The organism is Aeromonas salmonicida, assembly GCF_028355655.1.
Taxonomy (GTDB): domain Bacteria; phylum Pseudomonadota; class Gammaproteobacteria; order Enterobacterales; family Aeromonadaceae; genus Aeromonas; species Aeromonas salmonicida.
In genome coordinates, this window is sequence record NZ_CP110645.1 from 350,001 (window position 1) to 371,155 (window position 21,155).

22 protein-coding genes and 2 rRNA genes (1 of these 24 only partly in view) are annotated in these 21,155 nt (G+C 57.7%); 15 read left to right on the forward strand and 9 right to left on the reverse strand.

Going from position 1 to position 21,155, the window contains the following annotated elements:
• The 4 genes from ONZ54_RS01720 to ONZ54_RS01735 form a co-directional block, all read left to right on the forward strand.
• Positions 1-1,262, forward strand: a 23S ribosomal RNA gene (locus ONZ54_RS01720) (it extends 1,628 nt beyond the left edge of the window).
• Positions 1,263-1,383: 121 nt separating this feature from the next.
• Positions 1,384-1,498 (forward strand): 5S ribosomal RNA (gene rrf, locus ONZ54_RS01725).
• Between the two features lie 358 nt (positions 1,499-1,856).
• Positions 1,857-2,174, forward strand: coding sequence for a PTS system regulator TmaR (gene tmaR, locus ONZ54_RS01730; RefSeq protein ID WP_005314445.1), 318 nt, complete (start codon positions 1,857-1,859; stop codon positions 2,172-2,174).
• Positions 2,175-2,391: 217 nt separating this feature from the next.
• Positions 2,392-5,475, forward strand: a complete 3,084-nt coding sequence (locus ONZ54_RS01735; RefSeq protein WP_087756670.1) for a transglycosylase domain-containing protein — start codon at positions 2,392-2,394, stop codon at positions 5,473-5,475.
• 90 nt (positions 5,476-5,565) lie between these two features.
• Here ONZ54_RS01735 and yjgA read toward each other — a convergent pair whose 3' ends face one another.
• A complete protein-coding gene (gene yjgA, locus ONZ54_RS01740; RefSeq protein ID WP_021140203.1) occupies positions 5,566-6,090 on the reverse strand; it encodes a ribosome biogenesis factor YjgA in 525 nt (174 codons plus the stop codon).
• 112 nt (positions 6,091-6,202) lie between these two features.
• Between yjgA and pmbA the strand changes: the two genes are divergently transcribed.
• Complete coding sequence (pmbA, locus tag ONZ54_RS01745) at positions 6,203-7,546, forward strand: metalloprotease PmbA (RefSeq protein ID WP_271787331.1); 1,344 nt, start codon at positions 6,203-6,205, stop codon at positions 7,544-7,546.
• A 91-nt stretch (positions 7,547-7,637) separates the two neighbouring features.
• On the opposite strand, the gene murA is transcribed toward pmbA, so the two are convergent.
• Genes murA through mlaF form a run of 7 tightly spaced genes read right to left on the reverse strand, consistent with a single transcriptional unit; the run spans position 7,638 to position 12,156 of the window.
• A complete protein-coding gene (gene murA / locus ONZ54_RS01750; RefSeq protein WP_021140204.1) occupies positions 7,638-8,894 on the reverse strand; it encodes a UDP-N-acetylglucosamine 1-carboxyvinyltransferase in 1,257 nt (418 codons plus the stop codon).
• 15 nt (positions 8,895-8,909) lie between these two features.
• On the reverse strand, positions 8,910-9,167 hold the full coding sequence (gene ibaG, locus ONZ54_RS01755; protein ID WP_005306001.1) for a BolA family iron metabolism protein IbaG: 258 nt from the start codon (positions 9,165-9,167) through the stop codon (positions 8,910-8,912).
• A complete protein-coding gene (locus tag ONZ54_RS01760) occupies positions 9,167-9,439 on the reverse strand; it encodes an STAS domain-containing protein (RefSeq protein ID WP_005314432.1) in 273 nt (90 codons plus the stop codon). The genes ibaG and ONZ54_RS01760 overlap by 1 nt, the downstream gene beginning before the upstream one ends.
• Positions 9,436-10,068, reverse strand: coding sequence for a phospholipid-binding protein MlaC (gene mlaC / locus ONZ54_RS01765; protein WP_005314430.1), 633 nt, complete (start codon positions 10,066-10,068; stop codon positions 9,436-9,438). Before mlaC ends, ONZ54_RS01760 begins: the two co-directional genes overlap by 4 nt.
• Positions 10,069-10,077: 9 nt before the next feature.
• On the reverse strand, positions 10,078-10,569 hold the full coding sequence (gene mlaD, locus ONZ54_RS01770; RefSeq protein WP_005314428.1) for an outer membrane lipid asymmetry maintenance protein MlaD: 492 nt from the start codon (positions 10,567-10,569) through the stop codon (positions 10,078-10,080).
• Between the two features lie 7 nt (positions 10,570-10,576).
• Positions 10,577-11,356: a lipid asymmetry maintenance ABC transporter permease subunit MlaE gene (gene mlaE / locus ONZ54_RS01775; RefSeq protein WP_005314426.1), complete on the reverse strand. Its 780-nt coding sequence runs from the start codon at positions 11,354-11,356 to the stop codon at positions 10,577-10,579.
• Positions 11,356-12,156, reverse strand: coding sequence for a phospholipid ABC transporter ATP-binding protein MlaF (mlaF, locus tag ONZ54_RS01780; RefSeq protein ID WP_011898278.1), 801 nt, complete (start codon positions 12,154-12,156; stop codon positions 11,356-11,358). The genes mlaE and mlaF overlap by 1 nt, the downstream gene beginning before the upstream one ends.
• A 207-nt stretch (positions 12,157-12,363) precedes the next feature.
• Here mlaF and ONZ54_RS01785 point away from each other — a divergent pair, with 207 nt between their 5' ends.
• The 10 genes from ONZ54_RS01785 to npr all read left to right on the forward strand — a co-directional run bounded on the left by ONZ54_RS01785 (position 12,364) and on the right by npr (position 19,178).
• Entirely contained in the window at positions 12,364-13,359 is a 996-nt protein-coding gene (locus ONZ54_RS01785) for a KpsF/GutQ family sugar-phosphate isomerase (RefSeq protein ID WP_011898279.1), read from the forward strand.
• Positions 13,359-13,913 carry a 3-deoxy-manno-octulosonate-8-phosphatase KdsC gene (kdsC, locus tag ONZ54_RS01790; RefSeq protein ID WP_005314419.1) on the forward strand — a complete coding sequence of 185 codons (555 nt, stop codon included), beginning with the start codon at positions 13,359-13,361 and terminating at the stop codon, positions 13,911-13,913. The genes ONZ54_RS01785 and kdsC overlap by 1 nt, the downstream gene beginning before the upstream one ends.
• Complete coding sequence (lptC, locus tag ONZ54_RS01795; RefSeq protein ID WP_005314417.1) at positions 13,910-14,470, forward strand: LPS export ABC transporter periplasmic protein LptC; 561 nt, start codon at positions 13,910-13,912, stop codon at positions 14,468-14,470. The genes kdsC and lptC overlap by 4 nt, the downstream gene beginning before the upstream one ends.
• On the forward strand, positions 14,457-14,984 hold the full coding sequence (gene lptA, locus ONZ54_RS01800; protein WP_005314414.1) for a lipopolysaccharide transport periplasmic protein LptA: 528 nt from the start codon (positions 14,457-14,459) through the stop codon (positions 14,982-14,984). The genes lptC and lptA overlap by 14 nt, the downstream gene beginning before the upstream one ends.
• A gap of 3 nt (positions 14,985-14,987) precedes the next feature.
• Positions 14,988-15,713, forward strand: coding sequence for an LPS export ABC transporter ATP-binding protein (gene lptB / locus ONZ54_RS01805; protein ID WP_005314412.1), 726 nt, complete (start codon positions 14,988-14,990; stop codon positions 15,711-15,713).
• A gap of 65 nt (positions 15,714-15,778) precedes the next feature.
• Positions 15,779-17,218, forward strand: coding sequence for an RNA polymerase factor sigma-54 (locus tag ONZ54_RS01810; protein ID WP_059112774.1), 1,440 nt, complete (start codon positions 15,779-15,781; stop codon positions 17,216-17,218).
• Between the two features lie 21 nt (positions 17,219-17,239).
• Positions 17,240-17,527, forward strand: a complete 288-nt coding sequence (hpf, locus tag ONZ54_RS01815) for a ribosome hibernation promoting factor (protein WP_005305957.1) — start codon at positions 17,240-17,242, stop codon at positions 17,525-17,527.
• 2 nt (positions 17,528-17,529) lie between these two features.
• Positions 17,530-17,976 (forward strand): PTS IIA-like nitrogen regulatory protein PtsN, encoded by a 447-nt coding sequence (gene ptsN, locus ONZ54_RS01820; protein WP_271787332.1) that lies wholly within the window; start codon positions 17,530-17,532, stop codon positions 17,974-17,976.
• Positions 17,977-18,018: 42 nt separating this feature from the next.
• Positions 18,019-18,885, forward strand: coding sequence for an RNase adapter RapZ (rapZ, locus tag ONZ54_RS01825; protein WP_005314405.1), 867 nt, complete (start codon positions 18,019-18,021; stop codon positions 18,883-18,885).
• A 20-nt stretch (positions 18,886-18,905) separates the two neighbouring features.
• Positions 18,906-19,178: a PTS phosphocarrier protein NPr gene (gene npr, locus ONZ54_RS01830; RefSeq protein ID WP_005314403.1), complete on the forward strand. Its 273-nt coding sequence runs from the start codon at positions 18,906-18,908 to the stop codon at positions 19,176-19,178.
• Positions 19,179-19,196: 18 nt separating this feature from the next.
• On the opposite strand, the gene ONZ54_RS01835 is transcribed toward npr, so the two are convergent.
• Complete coding sequence (locus ONZ54_RS01835; RefSeq protein ID WP_271787333.1) at positions 19,197-21,101, reverse strand: BglG family transcription antiterminator; 1,905 nt, start codon at positions 21,099-21,101, stop codon at positions 19,197-19,199.
• Positions 21,102-21,155: the final 54 nt, after the last annotated feature.

A 21,155-nucleotide genomic window follows, 5' to 3' on the forward strand; every position in this document is an offset into this window, starting at 1 on the left:
GGCGCTTGAGAGAACTCGGGTGAAGGAACTAGGCAAAATAGAACCGTAACTTCGGGAGAAGGTTCGCTCTTGACAGTGAAGTCCCTTGCGGATGGAGCAGTTGGGAGTCGCAGTGACCAGATGGCTGGGACTGTTTATCAAAAACACAGCACTCTGCAAACACGAAAGTGGACGTATAGGGTGTGACACCTGCCCGGTGCCGGAAGGTTAATTGATGGGGTTAGCGCAAGCGAAGCTCTTGATCGAAGCCCCGGTAAACGGCGGCCGTAACTATAACGGTCCTAAGGTAGCGAAATTCCTTGTCGGGTAAGTTCCGACCTGCACGAATGGTGTAACCATGGCCATGCTGTCTCCACCCGAGACTCAGTGAAATCGAATTCGCCGTGAAGATGCGGTGTACCCGCGGCTAGACGGAAAGACCCCGTGAACCTTTACTACAGCTTGGCACTGAACATTGAACCTACATGTGTAGGATAGGTGGGAGGCTTTGAAGGCGTGACGCCAGTTGCGCTGGAGCCGTCCTTGAAATACCACCCTTGTATGTTTGATGTTCTAACGCAGGGCCCTGAATCGGGCTCGCGGACAGTGCCTGGTGGGTAGTTTGACTGGGGCGGTCTCCTCCCAAAGAGTAACGGAGGAGCACGAAGGTTGGCTAATCCTGGTCGGACATCAGGAGGTTAGTGCAATGGCATAAGCCAGCTTAACTGCGAGACGGACAGGTCGAGCAGGTACGAAAGTAGGTCATAGTGATCCGGTGGTTCTGAATGGAAGGGCCATCGCTCAACGGATAAAAGGTACTCCGGGGATAACAGGCTGATACCGCCCAAGAGTTCATATCGACGGCGGTGTTTGGCACCTCGATGTCGGCTCATCACATCCTGGGGCTGAAGTCGGTCCCAAGGGTATGGCTGTTCGCCATTTAAAGTGGTACGCGAGCTGGGTTCAGAACGTCGTGAGACAGTTCGGTCCCTATCTGCCGTGGGCGTTGGATGATTGAAGGGAGTTGCTCCTAGTACGAGAGGACCGGAGTGAACGAACCTCTGGTGTTCGGGTTGTCACGCCAGTGGCACTGCCCGGTAGCTAAGTTCGGAATCGATAACCGCTGAAAGCATCTAAGCGGGAAGCGAGCCCTGAGATGAGTCATCCCTGACCCCTTGAGGGTCCTAAAGGGCCGTTGGAGACCACAACGTTGATAGGTGGGGTGTGTAAGCGCGGCGACGTGTTGAGCTAACCCATACTAATTACCCGTGAGGCTTAACCATACAACACCCAAGAAGTGTTCTAAGGCTTGTAGCAAATCGAAGAACTACTACCTAATTCAGTGATAACGAAGCCAACAGGCAAATCGTTATTCACGTCAGCTTTCTCAGATTGAAGAATTTGCCTGGCGGCCATAGCGCCGTGGAACCACCTGATCCCATGCCGAACTCAGAAGTGAAACGCGGTAGCGCCGATGGTAGTGTGGCATTCGCCATGCGAGAGTAGGACACTGCCAGGCACCCAACACGAAAAACCCCGCTCATCGAGCGGGGTTTTTTATTGCCTGAAATTCAAGTTTTGGTCGGCTATCACCTTATGACGGCACATTCCATATGGCCTTAGCTCAGACCCCAAAGCACTACTGGCGTCTTGCCTCCTGACGTGACCGTTTCGTGCGCTATCATGGCTCTTGAGTTTTAGTGTTCCTATTGATGTCTCCTGCCAAAACCCGCTGCCAAGCCTGCAATTAGGGTTGTATATGCCTCATAACTCGGTAGAGTAAGGGCATCTCGGGTTTACCTGTACACTCTCTTTTTTCTCTCTTGTACCGGTAATGCTTGGCCTGCTTTTATCAACCTTAAGTCAGTGGTATCGATATGGAACAAGTAAACAAGTCCACCTTCAGCGATGTACTGGAATATGTGCGTATGTCCCGTCGCCAGAACAAACTCAAGCGTGAAATCGCGGACAACGAGAAGAAGATCCGTGATAACCAGAAGCGTGTATTGCTGCTCGACAACCTGAGTGACTACATCAAGCCCGGCATGAGTATCGATGAGGTTCAGGCCATCATCGCCAACATGCGTACCGACTATGAAGAGCGCGTTGATGATCACATCATCAAGAATGCCGAGCTGTCCAAAGAGCGTAAAGACCTGAGCGCCAAGCTCAAAGCCATGAGCTCCAGCAAGTAAGCAAGCCTCTTTGCTACCTGAAAACACCGGCTTTAGGCCGGTGTTTTGTTTTCTGCCATCAGCTCGGATCTCTCATCAAGCTGCAACAATCGGCTCCCCTTTTTTTGATCGCCCTGTTACCATCACTACAAAGCGGTCAACAGTTTTCAAGCCATTGACTTGAAACGACTAAGCTTGAGTGAAACACAATAAATTGCGCAACCATGGCGGGGCTGATATGGGCGCATCAGAACAGACGGATTTGAACAAAGTGGCATCTCAAGATTCATCTGTCCCAAGCGCGGACGGCAAGTACAAGCGCAAGCGTCGTCCCTGGTGGCGTTGGTTGTTCTGCTTTCTCTTTTTGCTGTGCCTGGCGGCTGCGATCGCCCTGGTTGGCTATGAGATGCAGACCTCCCGACTGCAGTCGCAGGAGATCTCCCGCTATGCGGCCAAGCTGACCTATCAGGTCGAAGCTGGCCCCAGCAAGCAAATAATCTTCCCTGAGGATGGCCCCTTCGACAAGCGGCTCGGCTATGTGCTGCTGCCCATGATGCAGGAGCGTCTGCTGCAACGGGGTTATCAGGTCAGCGAGCAGACACATTTTTCCGATGCGCTCTATGACTATGCCAGCCGTGGTTTCTTTGTTCCCTATACCGAGAAAGTGCAGGCCGGTCTGACCCTGCATGACTGCCGTGCCGAGCCCTTCTATCAATTCAAATATCCGACTCACTATTACCCGGATTTTGCTTCCATTCCTCCCCTGGTCATCCAGTCGCTGTTGTTTATCGAGAACCGCGATCTGTTGAGCAACGAGCAGCCGTTGGCAAACCCGGCGGTAGATTGGCCCCGCTTTGCCAAGGCGGCCATGTCACAGGTGGGCAAGGCACTGGACATGCAGGATCAGTCCGCAGGGGGCAGTACACTGGCGACTCAGGTCGAGAAGTACCGCCACTCTCCCGATGGTCTGACGCTGTCACCGACCGAGAAGATCCGCCAGATGGCGTCAGCCAGTGTGCGGGCGTATCGGTTGGGGCCGGAAACCCTGGAGGCGCGCAAGCTGGTTGCCTGGGCTTATCTCAACTCTGTGCCACTTTCGGCCGCCCCTGGTTATGGTGAGGTACATGGGCTGGGTGATGGCTTGTGGGTCTGGTTTGGCGCCAATGTGAACGAAGTCAATCGGCTGCTGGATCCGGCTCGTAACCAGGATGCGGCACTTGAAGAGCAAGGACTTGCCTTGCGGCAGGTTGTCTCGCTGATGATCGCACACCGTCGTCCCTCCTACTATCTGGCGCAGGGACGGGATGCACTGGCGACCCTGACTGACAGTTATCTGCGTCTGTTCGTGCAGGAGGGCATGATCACGCCGCCGCTGATGGAGGCTGCGCTCAAGGCCAAACTTGGTTTCCGCGACTTCCTCCAGTCCCCCGCTATGACTCGAGTCAACAACAACAAGGGCTTGCAGGTTGCTCGCACTCGCCTGAGCCGCCAGCTCGGGGTACAGCTGTATGACCTCGACCGGATGGACCTGAGCGCGGATACCAGCCTCAATATGCCGCTGCAAAACGAGATATCCCGTTACCTGCAACAGCTTGCCGATCCCGCGTTTGCCGCTCAGGTCGGTCTGTTTGGTGAGCGTCTGCTCTCGCCGGAGAAGACAGGGGATGTGCGTTACAGTTTTACTCTGTTCGAGAAATCACCGGAAGGTTTCAAGGTACGAGTGCAGACGGACAACACGGATCAGCCATTCGACATCAACGAAGGCAGCAAGCTGGAGCTGGGTTCCACCGCCAAGTTGCGGGTATTGACCACCTATCTGGAAATCATTGCAGAGCTGCATGACAACTATTCCGAGATGCCAGCAGAGAGCCTGCGCAAGATTGAGGTCTCGGGTCAGGACAACCTCAGTCGCTGGGCTGTCTCTTATCTGATGACGGCCAAGGACAAGAGCCTGCCGTTGATGCTGGAGGCCGCTCTGGATCGCCCATACTCCGCCAGTCCGCACGAAGGTTTCTTCACCGGGGGCGGTATGCACACCTTCAACAACTTCCGCCGTGAGGATAACGGACGCATTCCTCCGATACGAGATGCACTGCGCGAGTCAATCAACCTGCCGTTCGTGCGTCTGATGCGGGACATAGTGCGCTACAGCCTCTATCGGGAGGGCAACCGCGCCCAGCTGCTCAAGGATGACAAGGATCCCCGTCGTACCGAGTATCTGGCCAAGTTTGCCGATAAAGAGGGGCAAACCTATCTGCTGCGCTTCTGGCGCAAGTATCGCGGCAAGACGGCGGATGAGCAGCTCGACACCTTCCTGGATGGCCTTAAGCCCAGCGCCGTACGGCTTGCTGCCGTGCATCGCTATCTGATGCCGGATGCCTCGCAGGAGACCTTTGCCGCCTTCCTGGCCAAACGGTTGCCGCGTGACAAGCTCAGCGACAGACGCATTGAGCAGCTTTACACCAGCTATGGCCCAGGCAAGTATTCCTTGCCGGATCAGGGCTACATCGCGCGGGTGCATCCGCTGGAGCTGTGGTTGCTTGCCTATCTCAAGGAGTTCGACAAGGCGACCTTTGCCGATGCGGTTGAAGCCAGCCGGGATGAACGACAAGAGGTATACAGCTGGTTGTTCAAAACTCGTCACCGCAGTGCCCGTGACAGCCGTATCCGTACCATGCTGGAGGTCGAAGCCTTCCTCGACATCCATCAGCGTTGGGCCAAGCTGGGTTATCCGTTTGACCATTTGGTACCATCGCTGGCAACGGCTCTGGGTAGCTCGGGGGATAGACCCGCCGCGCTGGCCGAGTTGATGGGGATCATTCAGAACGGTGGCATTCGGGCTCCCACCCTGCGTATCGAACATCTCTCGTTTGCCAAGGGCACACCATTTGAGACCAACTTTGAGCCCGTTCACACCGAGGGCACCCGGGTGCTGCCCGCAGAAGTAGCGACTGCTTTGCGCAATGCACTCTCCAAGGTGGTGGAAGGGGGAACTGCAAGGCGTATCGCCGGTGCTTTTGCTCTGCCGGATGGCACTGTGCTGCCGATGGGGGGCAAGACGGGGACTGGCGACAACCGGATTGAGACAGTGGGTCGTTATGGCAATGTCACCAGTTCGCTGGCGCGCAACCGGACCGCGACCTTTGTCTTCTTTCTGGGAGAGGACCACTTCGGTACCCTGACCGCCTATGTGCCGGGCAGCCAGTCTGACAAGTTCCGCTTCACCTCTGCCCTGCCAGTGCAGGTGCTCAAGGGGATGGCTCCACTGCTGATGCCTTATCTGCAACCCGGTACTCATACACAGTGTATGGCGGGTAATTAGCTCGCAAACCAGAATAAAAAAACGGGGCCATATGTTGGCCCCGTTTTATGCTGTGTCGCTTGCTGCTCGCCATGAGGCGTGAGCCATCACTTACAGCAGGTCTTCGATTTCGCCACGCAGGTATTGGTACATTTCGCGATAGGCGACCGGCGGCTTGTTCAGTTCCCGTTCCTTGTTGGCGGAGCGGATCAGCTGGCGCAGCTTCTGGCGATCCAGCTCGTGGAACTGGGACATCAACTCGTTGAGTGCGCTGTCGCCTTCGTTGATCAGGCGCTCACGCCACTGTTCCAGGCGATGCAAGCGGGCATTCACGGTGGAGTGGCGGTTCTTGATGATGGAGAGCGCTTCTTCGATCGGCTCGATATCACGGCTGCGCATCAAGCGGCCGATGAACTGCAAATGGCGACGGAAGGACTCATCCTTCTTGGGCTTGAGTTTGCGGCCCAGCTCGACAGCATCGGCAAGCTCTTCATCCAACGGGATTTTTTCCAGCTCACTGTGGCTTAGAGAGACTATCTCTGCGCCCAGCTTTTGTAGCACCTCTGCATCACGCTTGAGCTGAGTCTTGCTGGGGCCCCAGTCTTCTAACTCGTTGTCGTCTTGATATTGACTCATCGGTCTCTTGATTCCTGTCATTCACGTTGGTGGATATGTTACCAGCTTCTCCCGCTGGGCGCAGGGGTCTGATATGCTTAGCCCCTTTCCTTCCTTCATATAGATGTGAGTTATGGATCAGCAAGACCAAATTCGCCAGGATCAAGCCCATCTCGAGGCCGTCGTTGCCGAGGCACTGGAGATAGCCAAAGGACTGGGCGCCTCGCTGGCCGAAGTCTCCATCAGCAAACAGACCGGGTTGTCGGTGAACACCCGGGGTTGTGAACTGGAAAGTATCGAATTCAACAAGGATGGTGCTCTGGGCATTGCGGTTTATCGCGATGGTTGCAAGGGTTCATCTTCTACCACGGATCTGGGCAAGCCAGCCATCCGCGCCGCCGTCGAAGCGGCCATGGAAATCGCCCGCCATACCTCTGCCGATGATTGTGCCGGTCTGGCAAATGCCGAGCTGCTGGCCTGGGATGCCCCCGATCTGCAACTGTGCCACCAAATCGAACTGGATCCCCAGCGCGGGATCGAGCTGGCCATCGAGTGTGAGCGGCTGGCGCTGGGTCGCGATACCCGCATCAAACACTCCGATGGGGCCGGTTTCTCCAGCCACCTCGGCATCAAGGTCTATGGCAACAGCCACGGCTTCGTCAAAGGCTATGCTGCGTCCCGCAACTCCCTGAGCTGCGTGCTGATTGGCGAGCTGGATGGCGACATGCAACGGGACTACGGCTACTCCTCGAGTCGCGACCTGGGTGGGCTCTGGAGTCCGCAACGCATCGCCGATGAGGCGGTGGAACGCACCGTCTCCCGCCTGGGTGCCCGCAAGATCTCCACTCGCCATGCGCCCGTGCTGTTTCACCCGGACACAGCCGCCGGCCTGTGGGGCCATCTGGTGATGGCCATCAGCGGTGGCAACCTCTATCGCAAGTCGAGCTTCCTGCTCGACAAATTGGGCAAGCAGATCCTGCCCCAGTGGCTCACTATCCAAGAGTTTCCCCACCTGCTTGGTGGACTGGCCAGTACGCCGTTTGACGGGGAAGGGGTACTTACCCGGAATATGGACATAGTGCGCAACGGCGAGCTGATGAGCTGGCTGCTTACCTCCTATTCTGCCCGCAAGCTGGGACTGACCACCACGGGGCATGCCGGTGGCATCCATAACTGGCAGGTTTCCAACACGGGCCAGGATTTCCAGGGGATGCTCAAGGAGATGGGGACAGGCCTGCTGGTGACCGAGCTGATGGGGCAGGGGGTCAACATCGTCAATGGTGACTATTCCCGTGGCGCAGCCGGCTTCTGGGTTGAGAATGGCGAGATTGCCTACCCGGTAGAAGAGATCACCATAGCAGGCAACCTGAGCGAGATGTTTAGCCATATAGCGGCGGTGGGGTGTGATGAAGATGAGCGCTCCAGCCTCAAGACCGGTTCCGTACTGGTGGAGAACATGAAGCTGGCGGGACATTAATACCCGCCCTCACGCTGAATCCATGATATGAAAAAGGCCCCCTCGCCAACGCGAGGGGGCCTTTTTAACAGACATGTTCAAGGGATGGCAATCAGCCCTTGATACGCTCGATGCGCCCGCCCAGACCTTGCAGCTTGTGCTCGATATCTTCGTAGCCACGGTCGATGTGATAGATACGGTCGACTATGGTGGAGCCTTCGGCGACGAAGCCGGCCAGCACCAGACTGGCGGAGGCGCGCAGGTCTGTGGCCATCACCTGGGCACCCTTGAGTTGCTCGGTGTCACGGCAGATGGCGACATTGCCCTGCAGCTCTATGTCCGCGCCCATTCGCACCAGTTCAGGTACGTGCATGAAGCGGTTCTCGAAGATGGTCTCTGTGACCATGCCGGTGCCCTTGGCGACGGCGTTCAGCACGGTGAACTGTGCCTGCATGTCGGTCGGGAAGGCCGGGTAGGGAGCTGTCTTGATGGTGACCGGCTTGAGAGTGCGGCCTGTCATGTCGAGGGTGATCCAGTCAGCCCCTTTCTCGATCAAGGCGCCTGCCTCTTCCAGTTTGACCAGTACCGCCTCCAGCAGGGAAGGATCTGTCTTGCGACAGGTGACTTTGCCACCGGTAACCGCTGCGCCAACCAGGAAGGTGCCGGTTTCGATACGGTCAGGCTGTACGCTGTAGCTGCCACCGTGCAGACGCTCGACACCGTCTATGGTCAGAGTGTCGGTGCCCGCGCCCTGAACCTTGGCGCCAAGCGCGTTGAGGAAGTTGGCCAGATCGACCACTTCCGGCTCACGGGCGGCGTTCTCGATCACGGTGCGACCGTCGGCCAGGGTAGCGGCCATCATCAGGTTCTCGGTACCTGTGACGGAAACCATGTCCATCAGGATATGAGCACCCTTGAGGCGACCGTCGACACGGGCCTTGATGTAACCATCCTCGATGGCAATCTTGGCACCCATCAGCTCCAGGCCGTGGACGTGCAGGTTCACCGGACGGGCACCGATGGCGCAGCCACCGGGCAAGGAGACGTCGGCAGCCCCGAAACGGGCAGCCAGCGGGCCCAGCGCCAGTATGGATGCGCGCATTGTCTTCACCAGCTCGTAGGGGGCGACGTGGTTGTTCACCGCACCGGTCAGCACTGTCACGTTGCCGTTGACCTTGGTGGTGGCGCCCAGCATCTCCAGCAGCTTGAGGGTGGTACCCACGTCTTTCAGGCGCGGTACGTTGGAGAGGTGGATCTCCTCATCACACAGCAGGGTGGCGAACAGGATCGGCAGGGCGGCATTTTTGGCGCCAGATATGGTCACTTCGCCGTTGAGAGTACAACGACCATCGATCTTGAATTTGTCCATTTACTTAGATACCAATCAGGAGGGCAGTAGGAATTTACGTTCGCGTTTCCACTCGGCATCGGTAAAGGCCTTGATGGAGAGTGCGTGGATGGCGTTGCTGGCGATCTTGTCCATCAGCGGGGCATAGATGGCCTGCTGCTTCTTGACCCGGCTCATGCCGTCAAACATGTCACCGACGGCGATCACTTGATAGTGACTGCCGTCTCCTTTGACATGGACTTCGGACAATGGCAGAGCCTCAAGGAGTATCGCTTCAATTTCAGAGACTTGCATTATGCGTCCTCAGTTGTGAGCGGAGTTGACTGAAACAGCCCGGCCACCCCATACAGGTTGGCCAGGGTATAAAAATCAGTGGAGGCGCCCACCAGTTGCGGTGTGGCGCCTCGTACCAATACGGCTTTGGCCCATTTGACCAGCAGTGCCAGCCCGGCGGAGTCCAGGGTGGTGACGCCACTCAGTTCGAGCTGATCTTCCTGCCACCAGTCGGCGCGGCGTTGCCACAGGGCATTGACCTGTGGTGCCTGCAGATCGCCGCTAAATTTCATGACTTGATGACCAACGGCTTGGCGTTGTGAGCACGCAGCTGGGCGATCACTGCATCTATGCCATTCTGGCGAATGAGGCCGCCCAGCTCGTTCTGCTTGGCGGAGAGCAGGCTGATCCCTTCGGCTACCATGTCGAAGGCCTTCCATTCGCCGGTCTTGTTGTTCTTGCGCAGCTTGAATTCGAGGAAAATATCCGGCTTGCCGGCCTCTTTCACGCTGACGTTGACGGCGGTGATATTGCTGTCACCCGGCGCCTTGCCCGGCTCGACTTTGACAGTTTGCTTGTCGAAATGGGCCAGCGCATCGGCGTAGGAACTCACCATGTACTCGGTGAACACCTCGACGAAGGCGTCACGCTGAGCCGGGGTGGTCTGCTTGATCTGGTTGCCGAGCACCTTGTAGGCAGCGAAGCGGTTGTCCACGTAGGGCAGCAACTCTTCACGGATGATGACCCGCAGGTGATCCGGATTGCTCTTGACCTGGGACTTGTCCGCCTTAAGGCGGGCAAAGGTCTGCTTGGCCGCTTCGTCCACCAGGGCATAGGGGTCGGCGGCATTGGTGGCGTGAGCCACCAGGGAAAACAGCATGCTGGTCATCAGACCCAGCAACAGGGCGATCTTCTTGAACATGGTTACTCCTTACTTGCTGTCGGATTTGGTGTCGGAAGACTGGCTATAGAGGAACTTGCCAATCAGGTCTTCCAGCACAATGGCTGATTTGGTGTCTTCAATCATGTCGCCATCCTTGAGCATGCTGGTACCCATCTCCTCATCGCTGAAGCCGGGCATCAGGCCGATGTACTGCTCGCCGAGCAGTCCCGAAGTCAGGATGGAGAGGGTGCTGGTTTCGGAAAACTCGCCGGCACTCTTTTGCATCAGCAGGGAGACGACCGGCACCTGGCTCTTGGCATCCAGGGTGATGTCGCTGACCCGACCGACGACGACGCCACCAACCTTGACCGGTGAGCGTACTTTCAGGCCGCCGATATTATCGAAATGGGCGCGCAGGGTATAGGTTTCTCCTTCCGGTTTGAAACTCAACCCTGCTACTTGCAGTGCCAACGCCAGAATGGCACCGATGCCGGCCAGCATGAAGGCGCCAACCAGGAATTCTACTTTGCTGAACTTCATCTTTACCTTATCCAAACATGACTGCGGTGAGTATAAAATCCAGGCCGAGCACGGCCAGGGAGGAGTGGACCACGGTACGGGTTGTGGCCTGACTGATCCCGGCCGAGGTCGGCTTGGCATCATAACCGTTAAAGAGCGCAATCCAGGTGACCACCAGAGCGAAGATCAGGCTCTTGATGGCACCTTGCATGATGTCATCCTGCCAGTCGACGGATGCCTGCATGGCGGACCAGAAGCTGCCTTCGTCCACCCCCAGCAGATCCACACCGACCAGCTTGCCACCGAAGATGCCGATCAGACTGAACATGAAGGCCAGCAGCGGCATGCTGATGACGCCGGCCCAGAAACGAGGGGCCACTACCCGGCGCAGCGGGTCGACCGCCATCATCTCCAGACTGGAGAGCTGTTCTGTGGCCTTCATCAGGCCGATCTCGGCGGTCAGTGCAGAGCCGGCGCGGCCGGCAAACAGCAGGCCGGTCACAACGGGACCCAACTCCCGCAACAGGGAGAGGGAAACCAGCGGGCCCAGGCTCTGCTCGGCGCCGAAGTCTTTCAATACGTTGTAACCCTGCAACGAGAGCACCATGCCGATGAACAGACCGGAGACCAGAATGATGGCAACGGACTGCACACCCACGACATACAACTGTTGAAGCAGCAGAGGGAAGTGCTTGCGTGGCTCGGGTTTGCCCGCCAGCGCATGAAACAGCATTATGGTGGCACGGCCGATGGAGCTGATGACGCGCACGCCAACCCGGCCCAGCTTGCTTACTTGGCTTATCAACATCACAGATCCTGTAGCAGGTCGCCTGCCGGAAAATGAAACGGGACAGGACCGTCGGGCAATCCAAGCAGGAATTGCTCGACTTCGGGATTATGCTCTTCGCGCAGCTGCGCCGGCGTGCCGTGCGCCACCACCTTGCGGTTGGCGATGATATAGGCGTAATCGGCGATGGTCAGCACCTCGTTCACGTCGTGGGTCACGATGACGGAGGTGATGCCGAGGGCGCTGTTCAGCTCCTTGATCAGCTTGACCAGTACCGCCATCGTGATGGGGTCCTGTCCGACAAACGGTTCGTCATACATGATGAGGTCCGGATCCAGCGCTATGGATCTGGCCAGTGCGGCACGGCGTGCCATGCCACCGGAGAGCTCGGACGGCATCAGCTGAGCGGCCCCGCGCAGACCCACGGCCTGCAGCTTCATCATGACGATGGTGTGGATCAGCTCCTCCGGCAGACCGGAATGCTCCCGCAGCGGGAAGGCCACGTTGTCGTAGACTGTCATGCCGGTAAACAGGGCGCCGCTCTGGAACAGCATGCTCATCCGCTTGCGCACTTCGTACAGACGAGAGCGGGAGAGGGTGGGGATATCTTCCCCGTCAAACAGGATATGACCGGACTCCGGCTTGATCTGGCCACCGATCAGCCGCAGCAATGTGGTCTTGCCGATGCCGCTCGGGCCCATGACCGCAGTGACCTTGCCACGGGGAATGGTCAGGTTGATCCCGTCGTATAACAGCCGATCTCCGTGACTGAAGGTCAGATCGGAGATGGTGATAAGGTCATTGTTCAAACAATTGTCCATCCGGTGTAAATGAAGAGCGAATTTTATGGGCTAGTCTAGGTCTAAGCAACAGCAAGGAACAACTATTGAACAGCCTGCCTCCTCAAAAGCGCGACAGTTTTGCGTCACCGATTGTCTCTCTTTTGGGACCGAGAAGTATCCGATTCGCTTATCTCGACAGACTTTTTTATAATCCCGCAGCAAATTTCCGCCCGGAGCTGTGCCTTTATGTCTGTAAAGCCTGAGAAAGTGTCTGAACTGTTCGATTTTCGTCGCAGCGCCCGTACTGTGCTGGACATTGAAAAACAAGCGATTGATGGACTCTATCAGTACCTGAACGATGCCTTTGACAAGGCGTGCGAGCTGGTGCTGCGCTGCAGTGGCAAGATAGTGGTCACCGGCATGGGTAAGTCAGGTCACATCGGGAGCAAGATTGCTGCCACCCTGGCCAGCACTGGCACCCCTGCCTTCTTCCTCCACCCGGGTGAAGCCAGCCATGGGGATCTGGGGATGATCTCCAGCGGCGACCTTATCATCGCCATCTCCAACTCCGGTGAGAGCGACGAGATCCTGGCCCTGCTGCCGGTGCTCAAACGTCGCGGCATCCAGTTGATCTGCATGACAGGCAATCCGGCCTCCACCATGGCCAAAGAGGCCAACGTGCATCTGTGCATCAAGGTGGATAAAGAGGCCTGCCCGCTGGGCCTGGCACCGACCTCCAGCACCACGGCTACCCTGGTGATGGGCGATGCACTGGCGGTTGCCCTGCTGGAAGCCCGCGGCTTCACCGCCGATGACTTCGCGCTCTCCCACCCTGGTGGCTCCCTTGGCAAGCGGTTGCTGCTGCGGGTCGGTGACCTGATGCATAGCGGCGATCTGTTGCCCCAGGTGGGGATCGATGCCACCATCAGCCAGGCGCTGCTGGAAGTGAGTCGCAAAGGTCTGGGCATGACGGCGGTCGTCAACGACGAGGGTCTGCTGGCCGGACTGTTCACCGATGGTGACTTGCGCCGGATCCTGGATCTGCAGGTGGATATCCATCACACCTCGATCGCCAAGGTGATGACGACCAACTGTGTTACCGTTGGCCCCGAGATGATGGCGGCAGAAGCTGTCAAACTGATGGAAACCAGAAAGATCAACGGATTACTGGTGGTGGATGGTGACAAGCGCCCGCTGGGGGCCTTCAACATGCATGACCTGCTGAAAGCCGGGGTAATTTGATGCAAAACGTACCGACCCTTTATGGTCCGGTGACGCGCAGCCAATACGACAGGGCGGCGCAAATTCGCCTGCTGGTGTGCGATGTGGATGGAGTGCTCTCCAACGGCCTCATCTATATGGGCAATGACGGCGAAGAGCTGAAGACCTTCTGTACCCGCGATGGCGCCGGTATGCGGGCCCTGCTCAATGCCGGGATTGAAATAGCCATCATCACCGGGCGCAACTCCCGCATCGTCAGCGATCGGATGAAGAGCCTGGGAGTGCAGCATCTGGTACAGGGGGCGGATCAGAAGCTGCCCCACTTCGAGGCGCTGCTGACAAAGCTGGGTCTGGAAGCGTCACAAGCCGCCTATATGGGGGATGACACCATAGATCTGCCGGTGATGCAGGCCTGCGGGCTCGGTATTGCCGTGGCTGATGCTCATCCGCTGGTACTGGCCCGGGCCGACATGGTGACTCGACTGGCTGGCGGAGTCGGTGCTGTGCGTGAGGTGTGTGACCTCATACTGCAGGCGCAAGGGCATGGCGATTATCAGCCAGAGGCCTCGGTATGAGCAGACAGACGCTGTTGTTCGCCCTGCTGTTTCTGGTGGCGCTGGCCGCCTGGCAGATTGGTGATGTCGACCTGACGCCGGAGCCGACCACCAAGGCAGAAAACTACCAGCCGGACTTCACCGCCAGGAACCTGGTGACCACCCGTTTTGATGTCAACGGTCGACGCACAGAACGGCTGGAGTCCGAGTATGCGGAGTATTACCAGATCATCGAGCAGGCTACCTTCAACAAGCCGGTGGTCTACATGTTTGACAAGCAGGGTGAGGCCGAGTGGAAAGTCACGGCCGACACAGGTGTCCTCAATACAGATGACAACGTGATCCTGCGCGACAAGGTACATCTGGATGGCCTGCTGCCCACCTCCTTCATCTCCACACTGGATACCCCCTATCTGGAGCTGGATCTGGTGACTCAGAATGTGAGAAGCAATCAGCATGTCAGCATAGTGGGTAAGGAATTCCAGACCGAAGGCGTTGGCCTGAAGGGTCATCTGGAACGCAAATATTTTGAATTACTGGATCAGGGCCATGCCATCTATTTCAATGAAAAACGCTAATCTGGCCCTCGCGGCTTTGCTGCTGTGCGGCACCGTGAGTGCCAAAGAGTCCGACTTTGCCGAAAAGGTCTATGTGGATGCGGTCAGACAGGTGGCCGAGATGCAGGACAACCGCATCACCTTCAGTGACGATGTCATCATCACTCAGGGCACCATCAAGATTAAGGCTGACAAGGTGGTGGTGATCCGTTCCGGCGACAAAGGGGCCGAGGTCATGACGGCCTATGGCAAGCCTGCCACCTTCTTCCAGATCCTGGACAACGGCAAACCGGTCAACGCCCACGGCAACAGCATTCGCTACGAGCTGAAGAATCGCCTGGTGACCATTACCGGCAACGGTCAGCTCAAACAGGAAGACAGCCAGGTCAACGGTGACCTGATCCGCTACGACATCGTCAAACAGAAGATGATCGCCGAGAGCAAGGGGCCGACCCAGCGGGTCAAGACGGTGTTCCTGCCTGATCAGGTAGAGAACTTCGACAAGCCCGCCGACCAGAAGAAGCAGGGAAAATAAACCATGGCAGTGTTGAAAGCAGCCGGCCTGCAAAAAAGTTACAAGCGTCGCATGGTGGTCAGTGACGTGAGTCTGGAGGTGGGTACCGGCCAGATCGTCGGCCTGCTCGGCCCGAACGGTGCCGGCAAGACCACCTCCTTCTACATGATAGTGGGGCTGGTGCAGAGCGATGCCGGCCTCATCACCATCGACGATCAGGACATCAGCCAGCAGCCCATGCATATCCGTGCCCGTAACGGCATCGGCTATCTGCCGCAGGAGGCCTCCATCTTCCGTCGTCTGTCCGTGTTCGACAACCTGATGGGGGTCATGCAGACCCGCAAGGGGCTGAGCCGCGAAGAGCGTGAAGACAAGGTCGAACAACTGCTGGAAGAGTTCAACATCACCCATATCCGTGACAACCTGGGTCAGAGTCTGTCAGGGGGGGAGCGACGCCGGGTCGAGATCGCCCGCGCGCTGGCGGCCGAGCCGCGCTTTATTCTGCTGGATGAGCCGTTTGCCGGGGTCGACCCCATTTCTGTGATAGACATCAAGAAGATCATCCAGCATCTGAAAGATAGAGGCCTTGGTGTCTTGATCACCGACCACAACGTCAGGGAGACTCTGGACGTATGTGAGAAGGCTTATATCGTCAGTCACGGCAAGATGATCGCCGAAGGTGCACCGGCCGAGATCCTTGCCGATGAACAGGTCAAGCGCGTCTATTTGGGCGATCAATTCAGTCTATAGTAAGGGGGCATCTCTTCATTTCCTTTGACGACTGCCTCGCTGAACATAAGGATATCCCGACGTAGATGAAGCCGACATTACAGTTGCGTCTCGGTCAGTCCCTGACCATGACGCCGCAATTACAACAAGCGATTCGTCTGCTCCAGCTCTCCACCCTGGAACTCCAGCAGGAAATTCAGCAAGCGCTCGATAACAATCCTTTGCTTGAGCAAGAGGAGAATGACGTTCAGGAGACCAGCCCGGAAGAGCCCGTCGACGACAGTCAGCTCGACTCCAGCGATGCCATGGCCCAGGATCAGATGCCGGACGAACTGCCGGTAGATACCACCTGGGAAGATGTCTATTCAGCCGGCACAGCCCAGAGCGCAGGCCCCATCCACGATGGAGAGGACAGCGTCTATCAGGGGGAAACCACCGAGAACCTGCAGGACTATCTGCTGTGGCAGATGCGCCTCACCCCGTTCAGCGATCTGGATGCCGCCATTGCGCTGGCCATCATAGATGCCATCGATGACTCCGGTTATCTGACCGTCTCTCTCGAAGATATACAGGCGGCGGTGAGCAGCGAGGATGTCGAGGTGGAACTCGACGAGGTCGAGGCAGTGCTCAAGCGGGTGCAGCATTTCGATCCGGTCGGCATCGCCGCGCGCTCGGTGCAGGAGTGTCTGCTGATCCAGCTTGGCCAGTACGCTCCTGAACTGCCCTGGCTCAATGAGGCCAGGGAGGTGATCAAGGAGCACATGGATCTGCTCGGCAACCGTGATTACCGCACCCTGGCCCGCAAGACCAAGCTCAAGGAGAGTGATCTCAAGGAGGTGCTGGACCTTATCCAGCAACTGGAGCCCAGGCCGGGTAACGGCATCATACAGAGTGACTCCCAGTACGTGATCCCGGATGTCACCGTCGTCAAGAAGGGCAACAAATGGGTCGTCGAACTCAACCCGGATTCTGCACCGCGCATCCGGGTCAACGAGACCTATGCCGCCATGGCCCGTCAGGCGCGTACTAGCCAGGATACCCAGTTCATTCGCTCCCACTTGCAAGAAGCCAAGTGGTTCATCAAGAGTCTGGAGAGTCGCAACGACACCCTGCTCAAGGTGGCGACCTGTATTGTCGAGCAACAACAGGGCTTTTTCGAGTATGGTGAAGAAGCCATGAAGCCCATGGTGCTCAACGATATCGCCGAGGCGGTGGAGATGCATGAGTCGACCATTTCCAGGGTAACGACCCAGAAATACATGCATACCCCCCGCGGCATCTTCGAACTGAAGTTTTTTTTCTCCAGTCATGTGAACACAGAAGGAGGAGGAGAGTGCTCATCGACCGCAATTCGCGCGCTGATCAAGAAGCTGGTGACGGCGGAGAATCCCGCCAAGCCGCTAAGTGATAGCAAGATCGCGGATTTGCTGGCCGAACAGGGTATTATGGTGGCGAGACGCACGATCGCAAAGTACCGTGAATCCTTGTTGATCCCGCCATCCAATCAGCGCAAACGCCTGGTTTAGGCAAAACAAAAGGAAGACGTTATGCAAATTAACCTGACCGGACACCATGTCGAGATCACCGAAGCTCTGCGTGATTATGTGAATAACAAATTTGCCAAACTCGAGCGTCACTTTGACCACATCAATAATGTTCATGTGGTGTTGAGCGTAGAAAAACTGAACCAGATCGCCGAAGCCAAGCTGCATGTCAGCGGTGGTGAGGTGTTCGCCAATTCACAGCATGCTGATATGTATGCTGCGATTGATACCCTGCTGGACAAGCTGGATCGGCAGATCATCAAGCACAAAGATAAGTTAAATCAAAAATAACTATGCAACTTGAACACATACTGAGTCGGGACTGCACCAAAAGTGCGGTCCCTTGTACCAGCAAGAAACGCGCCCTCGAGATCATCAGTGAATTAGCTGCTGAGCGCTTGGGGACCTCTCGCCAGACACTGTTCGAGTGTTTGCTGGCACGAGAAAAAATGGGCAGTACCGGGATCGGTGCCGGTATTGCCATTCCCCACGGCCGGATCGGTGACGAGTTTCCGCCGACCGCCATCCTGATGACCTTCGCAGAGCCTATCCCCTTCGACTCCATCGACAATCAACCGGTTGACCTGCTCTTTGCCCTGCTGGTGCCGGAAAGCGAGTGCAAACAGCACCTCAAGACCCTTTCCCTGATGGCATCCAAACTCGGCGACAAGGCGGTTTGCCGCCAGTTGCGCCAGGCAAGCAGCGATGAAGATCTCTATCAGATCATGACGTCGGCCTGATATTCGGGCCCTCGTGATGACCCCAAGCGGTGAGGCAACAAGATGCAATTAATAGTGGTAAGTGGGCGCTCCGGCTCGGGCAAGACAGTTGCCCTGCGCGTGCTGGAGGATCTGGGTTATTACTGTGTGGATAACCTGCCGGTCAACCTGCTGCCCCAGTTGATCGTGTCGGTCGAGAGCCAGTATGACAAGCTGGCGGTCAGTATCGACGTGCGCAACCTGCCGGTGAGCGCAGACAAGCTGGAGACCCTGCTGGCCCAGGTTCGCAATGAGGGTCGGGTGGAATTTTCCAGTTTCTTCTTCGATGCGGAGAACTCCACCCTGCTCAAACGCTACGGTGAGAGCCGCCGGCTGCACCCCTTGTCCCGCAAGCAGCTCTCGCTGGATGAGGCGATCCGTGAAGAGACCAATCTGCTGGCGCCGCTCTCCTCGACCGCCGACTTGCGTATCGACACCACCAGCCTCAGCATTCATGACCTGAGTGAGCTCATCAAGACCCGGGTGCTTGGCAAGAAAGAGAACGAACTGGTGCTGGTGTTCGAGTCGTTCGGCTTCAAGTACGGCATCCCCAAGGACGCTGACTTCGTGTTCGATGCTCGCTTCCTGCCGAATCCACACTGGATCCCCGAGCTCAAACCCTTTACCGGCAAGGATGAGCCCGTGGCCCGCTACCTTTCCAGCCAGCCAGACGTGATGCAGTTCATCCTGCAGATTGAAAACATGCTGGCGACCTGGTTGCCACATCTGGAGCGCAACAATCGTAGCTATGTCACTGTGGGAATTGGTTGCACTGGGGGCCAGCACAGGTCCGTGTTCATCGCAGAGCAGCTGGCTGGCGCGTTCCGCTTGCTCGGCAAGAACGTTCAGATCCGCCACCGCACCCTCGACAAAAGTACGCCGCAACATTGATGGACCAATAGGAAGATCAGATGACCGTCTCAGCCTCGGTGGAAGTGAAGAACAAACTGGGTATGCATGCCAGACCGGCCATGATGCTGTTCGAGCTGGTACAGGGCTTCGATGCCCACGTGCTGCTGCGCAATGAGGACGGCATCGAGGCCGATGCAGACAGCGTGATCGGCCTGCTGATGCTGGATTCAGCCCAGGGCAAGCAGGTGGAAGTGCAGGTGGAGGGCCCCGAAGAAGTAGAGGCGCTGGCCGCCGTGGTGGCGCTGTTCACCTCCGGCTTCAACGAGGAGTGACTCACTCCTCGCCCTAGTTCAGGAACCGGTGCGCGCCAGCCCCTTGAAGCTGGCAAAATCCCGACAAGCCAGCAGATTCTTGCTGGCTTTTTCGTTCATCAGCGCCAGAAACAGATCGTAGAGCCCCATCGCCTCTTCGTAGTCCGCCTTGCTGATGGCCAGCACGAATATCAGAGTGGCTGTCTCGCCATTGCCCCAGTCGATCCCCTGTGGTGCCAGCACTGTATAGACCAGGGTGCGGCGGGCCAGCAGGCCGAGGGAGTGGGGGAGGGCTATGCCTTCTCCCAGCAGGGTGGAGACGATGCGCTCCCGTTCGTGGAGTGAACTTCTGAACCCCGCTTCCACCAAGTCTTCCTGTTCCAGCTGATCGCAGATGCGGGCGAACAGCTGACTCTGGTTGAGTGGCTCATTGACCACCATGAAGTGGTCGGCATCGAAGTATTTGTCGAGCAGGTAGGGGCGGGTGCGGTCGATCAGCACCAGTTTACCGAGCTGTTCCAGCTGATACTGGGTCGGGAAAGGTGCCACCTGCACCACGGGCACGTTCTTCTCGCTCACTTTGACAGTGCTGATGACAAAATCCTGCTCGATCCGCGTCAACCCCTCGTAATCTCGCACCGACTCCAGGCTGGCCAGTTGCAGCTGGGGATATTCCCGCTTGATGCGCGCCTCCAGCACCCGAAAGGTGGCGTTGCCGGCATCGCACAGCAGCAGTGCCTGGGGACGGCGGGTGTAGCCGATGTCGTAGTGGCGCTCCAGCCCTACCCCGATATGGATTACCAGGTAGCCGATCTCGTGGTGGGTCAGCCGGTAAGGTGTCTGTTTTATCCACTCCGAAATGGCGGCCAGCGTGATGTCGTAGGCGAGGGGATAGTACTGCTTGATGTGATCCGCCAGCGGATTGTGGCTGCCAATCTGGTATTTGACCCGCAGCAGCATGGCGCTGATATGGGTCTGCAGATCCGCGCGCAACTGCTGATCGCCGCGCAGATCATAAGGATAGTGCTGATGGATATAGGCAAGCAGATGCTCGACCAACTGCTCGCTCTCGGCGGCCATGGCCGGGCTGAGCCTGGGTGTGTCGGCGGTGAGGCGGGCCTGGATCTGGATGGCGAGGCAGGCGATCTCCTCTTCTCCCGGTGGCATCAGGGTCGGCAGCTCTGCATAAATGTCACTGGCTACGGCGGCCAGCGTCTCTGTGATGTCTTCGCTGGCAAACTGGCGCAGCTCGTGCCCCGCAGCCTGCCGCAGCAGGGCGACGGCGCAGTAGATTGTGAGCTGCTGCAAGCTCTCGTCGGCGAGGCGCAGCTGATGGCGGCTGAGCTGGGCATGGATGTGATTGCCCACTACCTCCAGCGTCTTGCTGGGGCAAAGGTTGGGCAGCAGGCTCTGCAACTGGTTGTTGTGAAGCAGCTCCTGATAGAGCAACTGGGTGAGGCAGGCCCTGATCGCCGTCTCCCCACCCTGGATGCGCATGCCCAGCCGTGGCTTGCTGTCGATGAGCAAGCCAAAGTGGGCGAGCCGCTCCCGCACTTCCGCCATATCCCCCTGCAGCGCCGCCCGGCTCAGATACCAGGTATCCGCCAGCTCGTCGAGCTTGATCCCCTGTTCCGCCGTCAGCAGCAAGATCTGCAGGTGCAGCACCCGCTCGCGGCTGGTGCGCGGCAGGCTGCTCTCCTGCTCCTGGGCCGCCAGCAACTCATCAAACAGCCCCTGATTGTAAATCTTGAGCTGGTAGCCGCTGCCGCGCTGGTGGATCAGGTGGGCGCCGTGGGTGGTAATCAGCTCGTTGAGGGTCGCCACGTCGGTGCGCACAGTACGGGTGGAGACATTGAGGCGGCGAGCCAGCTCCTCCTGTGGCAGCGGTTCGGCATGGAGCTGGGTCAGCAGTTGATGGAGTCTGGGGTGGGGCAGCTTGGTCATGAGGGGGGACGGGACTCCTGTCGCGAAGTAAAGGGTCGATGTTAACAAGTGGGT

Bases quoted from the DNA above. Each gene is read 5' to 3' on its own strand.
- tmaR (WP_005314445.1), top strand. From the start codon at position 1,857: ATGGAACAAGTAAACAAGTCCACCTTCAGCGATGTACTGGAATATGTG.
- ONZ54_RS01735 (WP_087756670.1), top strand. From the start codon at position 2,392: ATGGGCGCATCAGAACAGACGGATTTGAACAAAGTGGCATCTCAAGAT.
- yjgA (WP_021140203.1), bottom strand. From the start codon at position 6,090: ATGAGTCAATATCAAGACGACAACGAGTTAGAAGACTGGGGCCCCAGC.
- pmbA (WP_271787331.1), top strand. From the start codon at position 6,203: ATGGATCAGCAAGACCAAATTCGCCAGGATCAAGCCCATCTCGAGGCC.
- murA (WP_021140204.1), bottom strand. From the start codon at position 8,894: ATGGACAAATTCAAGATCGATGGTCGTTGTACTCTCAACGGCGAAGTG.
- ibaG (WP_005306001.1), bottom strand. From the start codon at position 9,167: ATGCAAGTCTCTGAAATTGAAGCGATACTCCTTGAGGCTCTGCCATTG.
- ONZ54_RS01760 (WP_005314432.1), bottom strand. From the start codon at position 9,439: ATGAAATTTAGCGGCGATCTGCAGGCACCACAGGTCAATGCCCTGTGG.
- mlaC (WP_005314430.1), bottom strand. From the start codon at position 10,068: ATGTTCAAGAAGATCGCCCTGTTGCTGGGTCTGATGACCAGCATGCTG.
- mlaD (WP_005314428.1), bottom strand. From the start codon at position 10,569: ATGAAGTTCAGCAAAGTAGAATTCCTGGTTGGCGCCTTCATGCTGGCC.
- mlaE (WP_005314426.1), bottom strand. From the start codon at position 11,356: ATGTTGATAAGCCAAGTAAGCAAGCTGGGCCGGGTTGGCGTGCGCGTC.
- mlaF (WP_011898278.1), bottom strand. From the start codon at position 12,156: ATGGACAATTGTTTGAACAATGACCTTATCACCATCTCCGATCTGACC.
- ONZ54_RS01785 (WP_011898279.1), top strand. From the start codon at position 12,364: ATGTCTGTAAAGCCTGAGAAAGTGTCTGAACTGTTCGATTTTCGTCGC.
- kdsC (WP_005314419.1), top strand. From the start codon at position 13,359: ATGCAAAACGTACCGACCCTTTATGGTCCGGTGACGCGCAGCCAATAC.
- lptC (WP_005314417.1), top strand. From the start codon at position 13,910: ATGAGCAGACAGACGCTGTTGTTCGCCCTGCTGTTTCTGGTGGCGCTG.
- lptA (WP_005314414.1), top strand. From the start codon at position 14,457: ATGAAAAACGCTAATCTGGCCCTCGCGGCTTTGCTGCTGTGCGGCACC.
- lptB (WP_005314412.1), top strand. From the start codon at position 14,988: ATGGCAGTGTTGAAAGCAGCCGGCCTGCAAAAAAGTTACAAGCGTCGC.
- ONZ54_RS01810 (WP_059112774.1), top strand. From the start codon at position 15,779: ATGAAGCCGACATTACAGTTGCGTCTCGGTCAGTCCCTGACCATGACG.
- hpf (WP_005305957.1), top strand. From the start codon at position 17,240: ATGCAAATTAACCTGACCGGACACCATGTCGAGATCACCGAAGCTCTG.
- ptsN (WP_271787332.1), top strand. From the start codon at position 17,530: ATGCAACTTGAACACATACTGAGTCGGGACTGCACCAAAAGTGCGGTC.
- rapZ (WP_005314405.1), top strand. From the start codon at position 18,019: ATGCAATTAATAGTGGTAAGTGGGCGCTCCGGCTCGGGCAAGACAGTT.
- npr (WP_005314403.1), top strand. From the start codon at position 18,906: ATGACCGTCTCAGCCTCGGTGGAAGTGAAGAACAAACTGGGTATGCAT.
- ONZ54_RS01835 (WP_271787333.1), bottom strand. From the start codon at position 21,101: ATGACCAAGCTGCCCCACCCCAGACTCCATCAACTGCTGACCCAGCTC.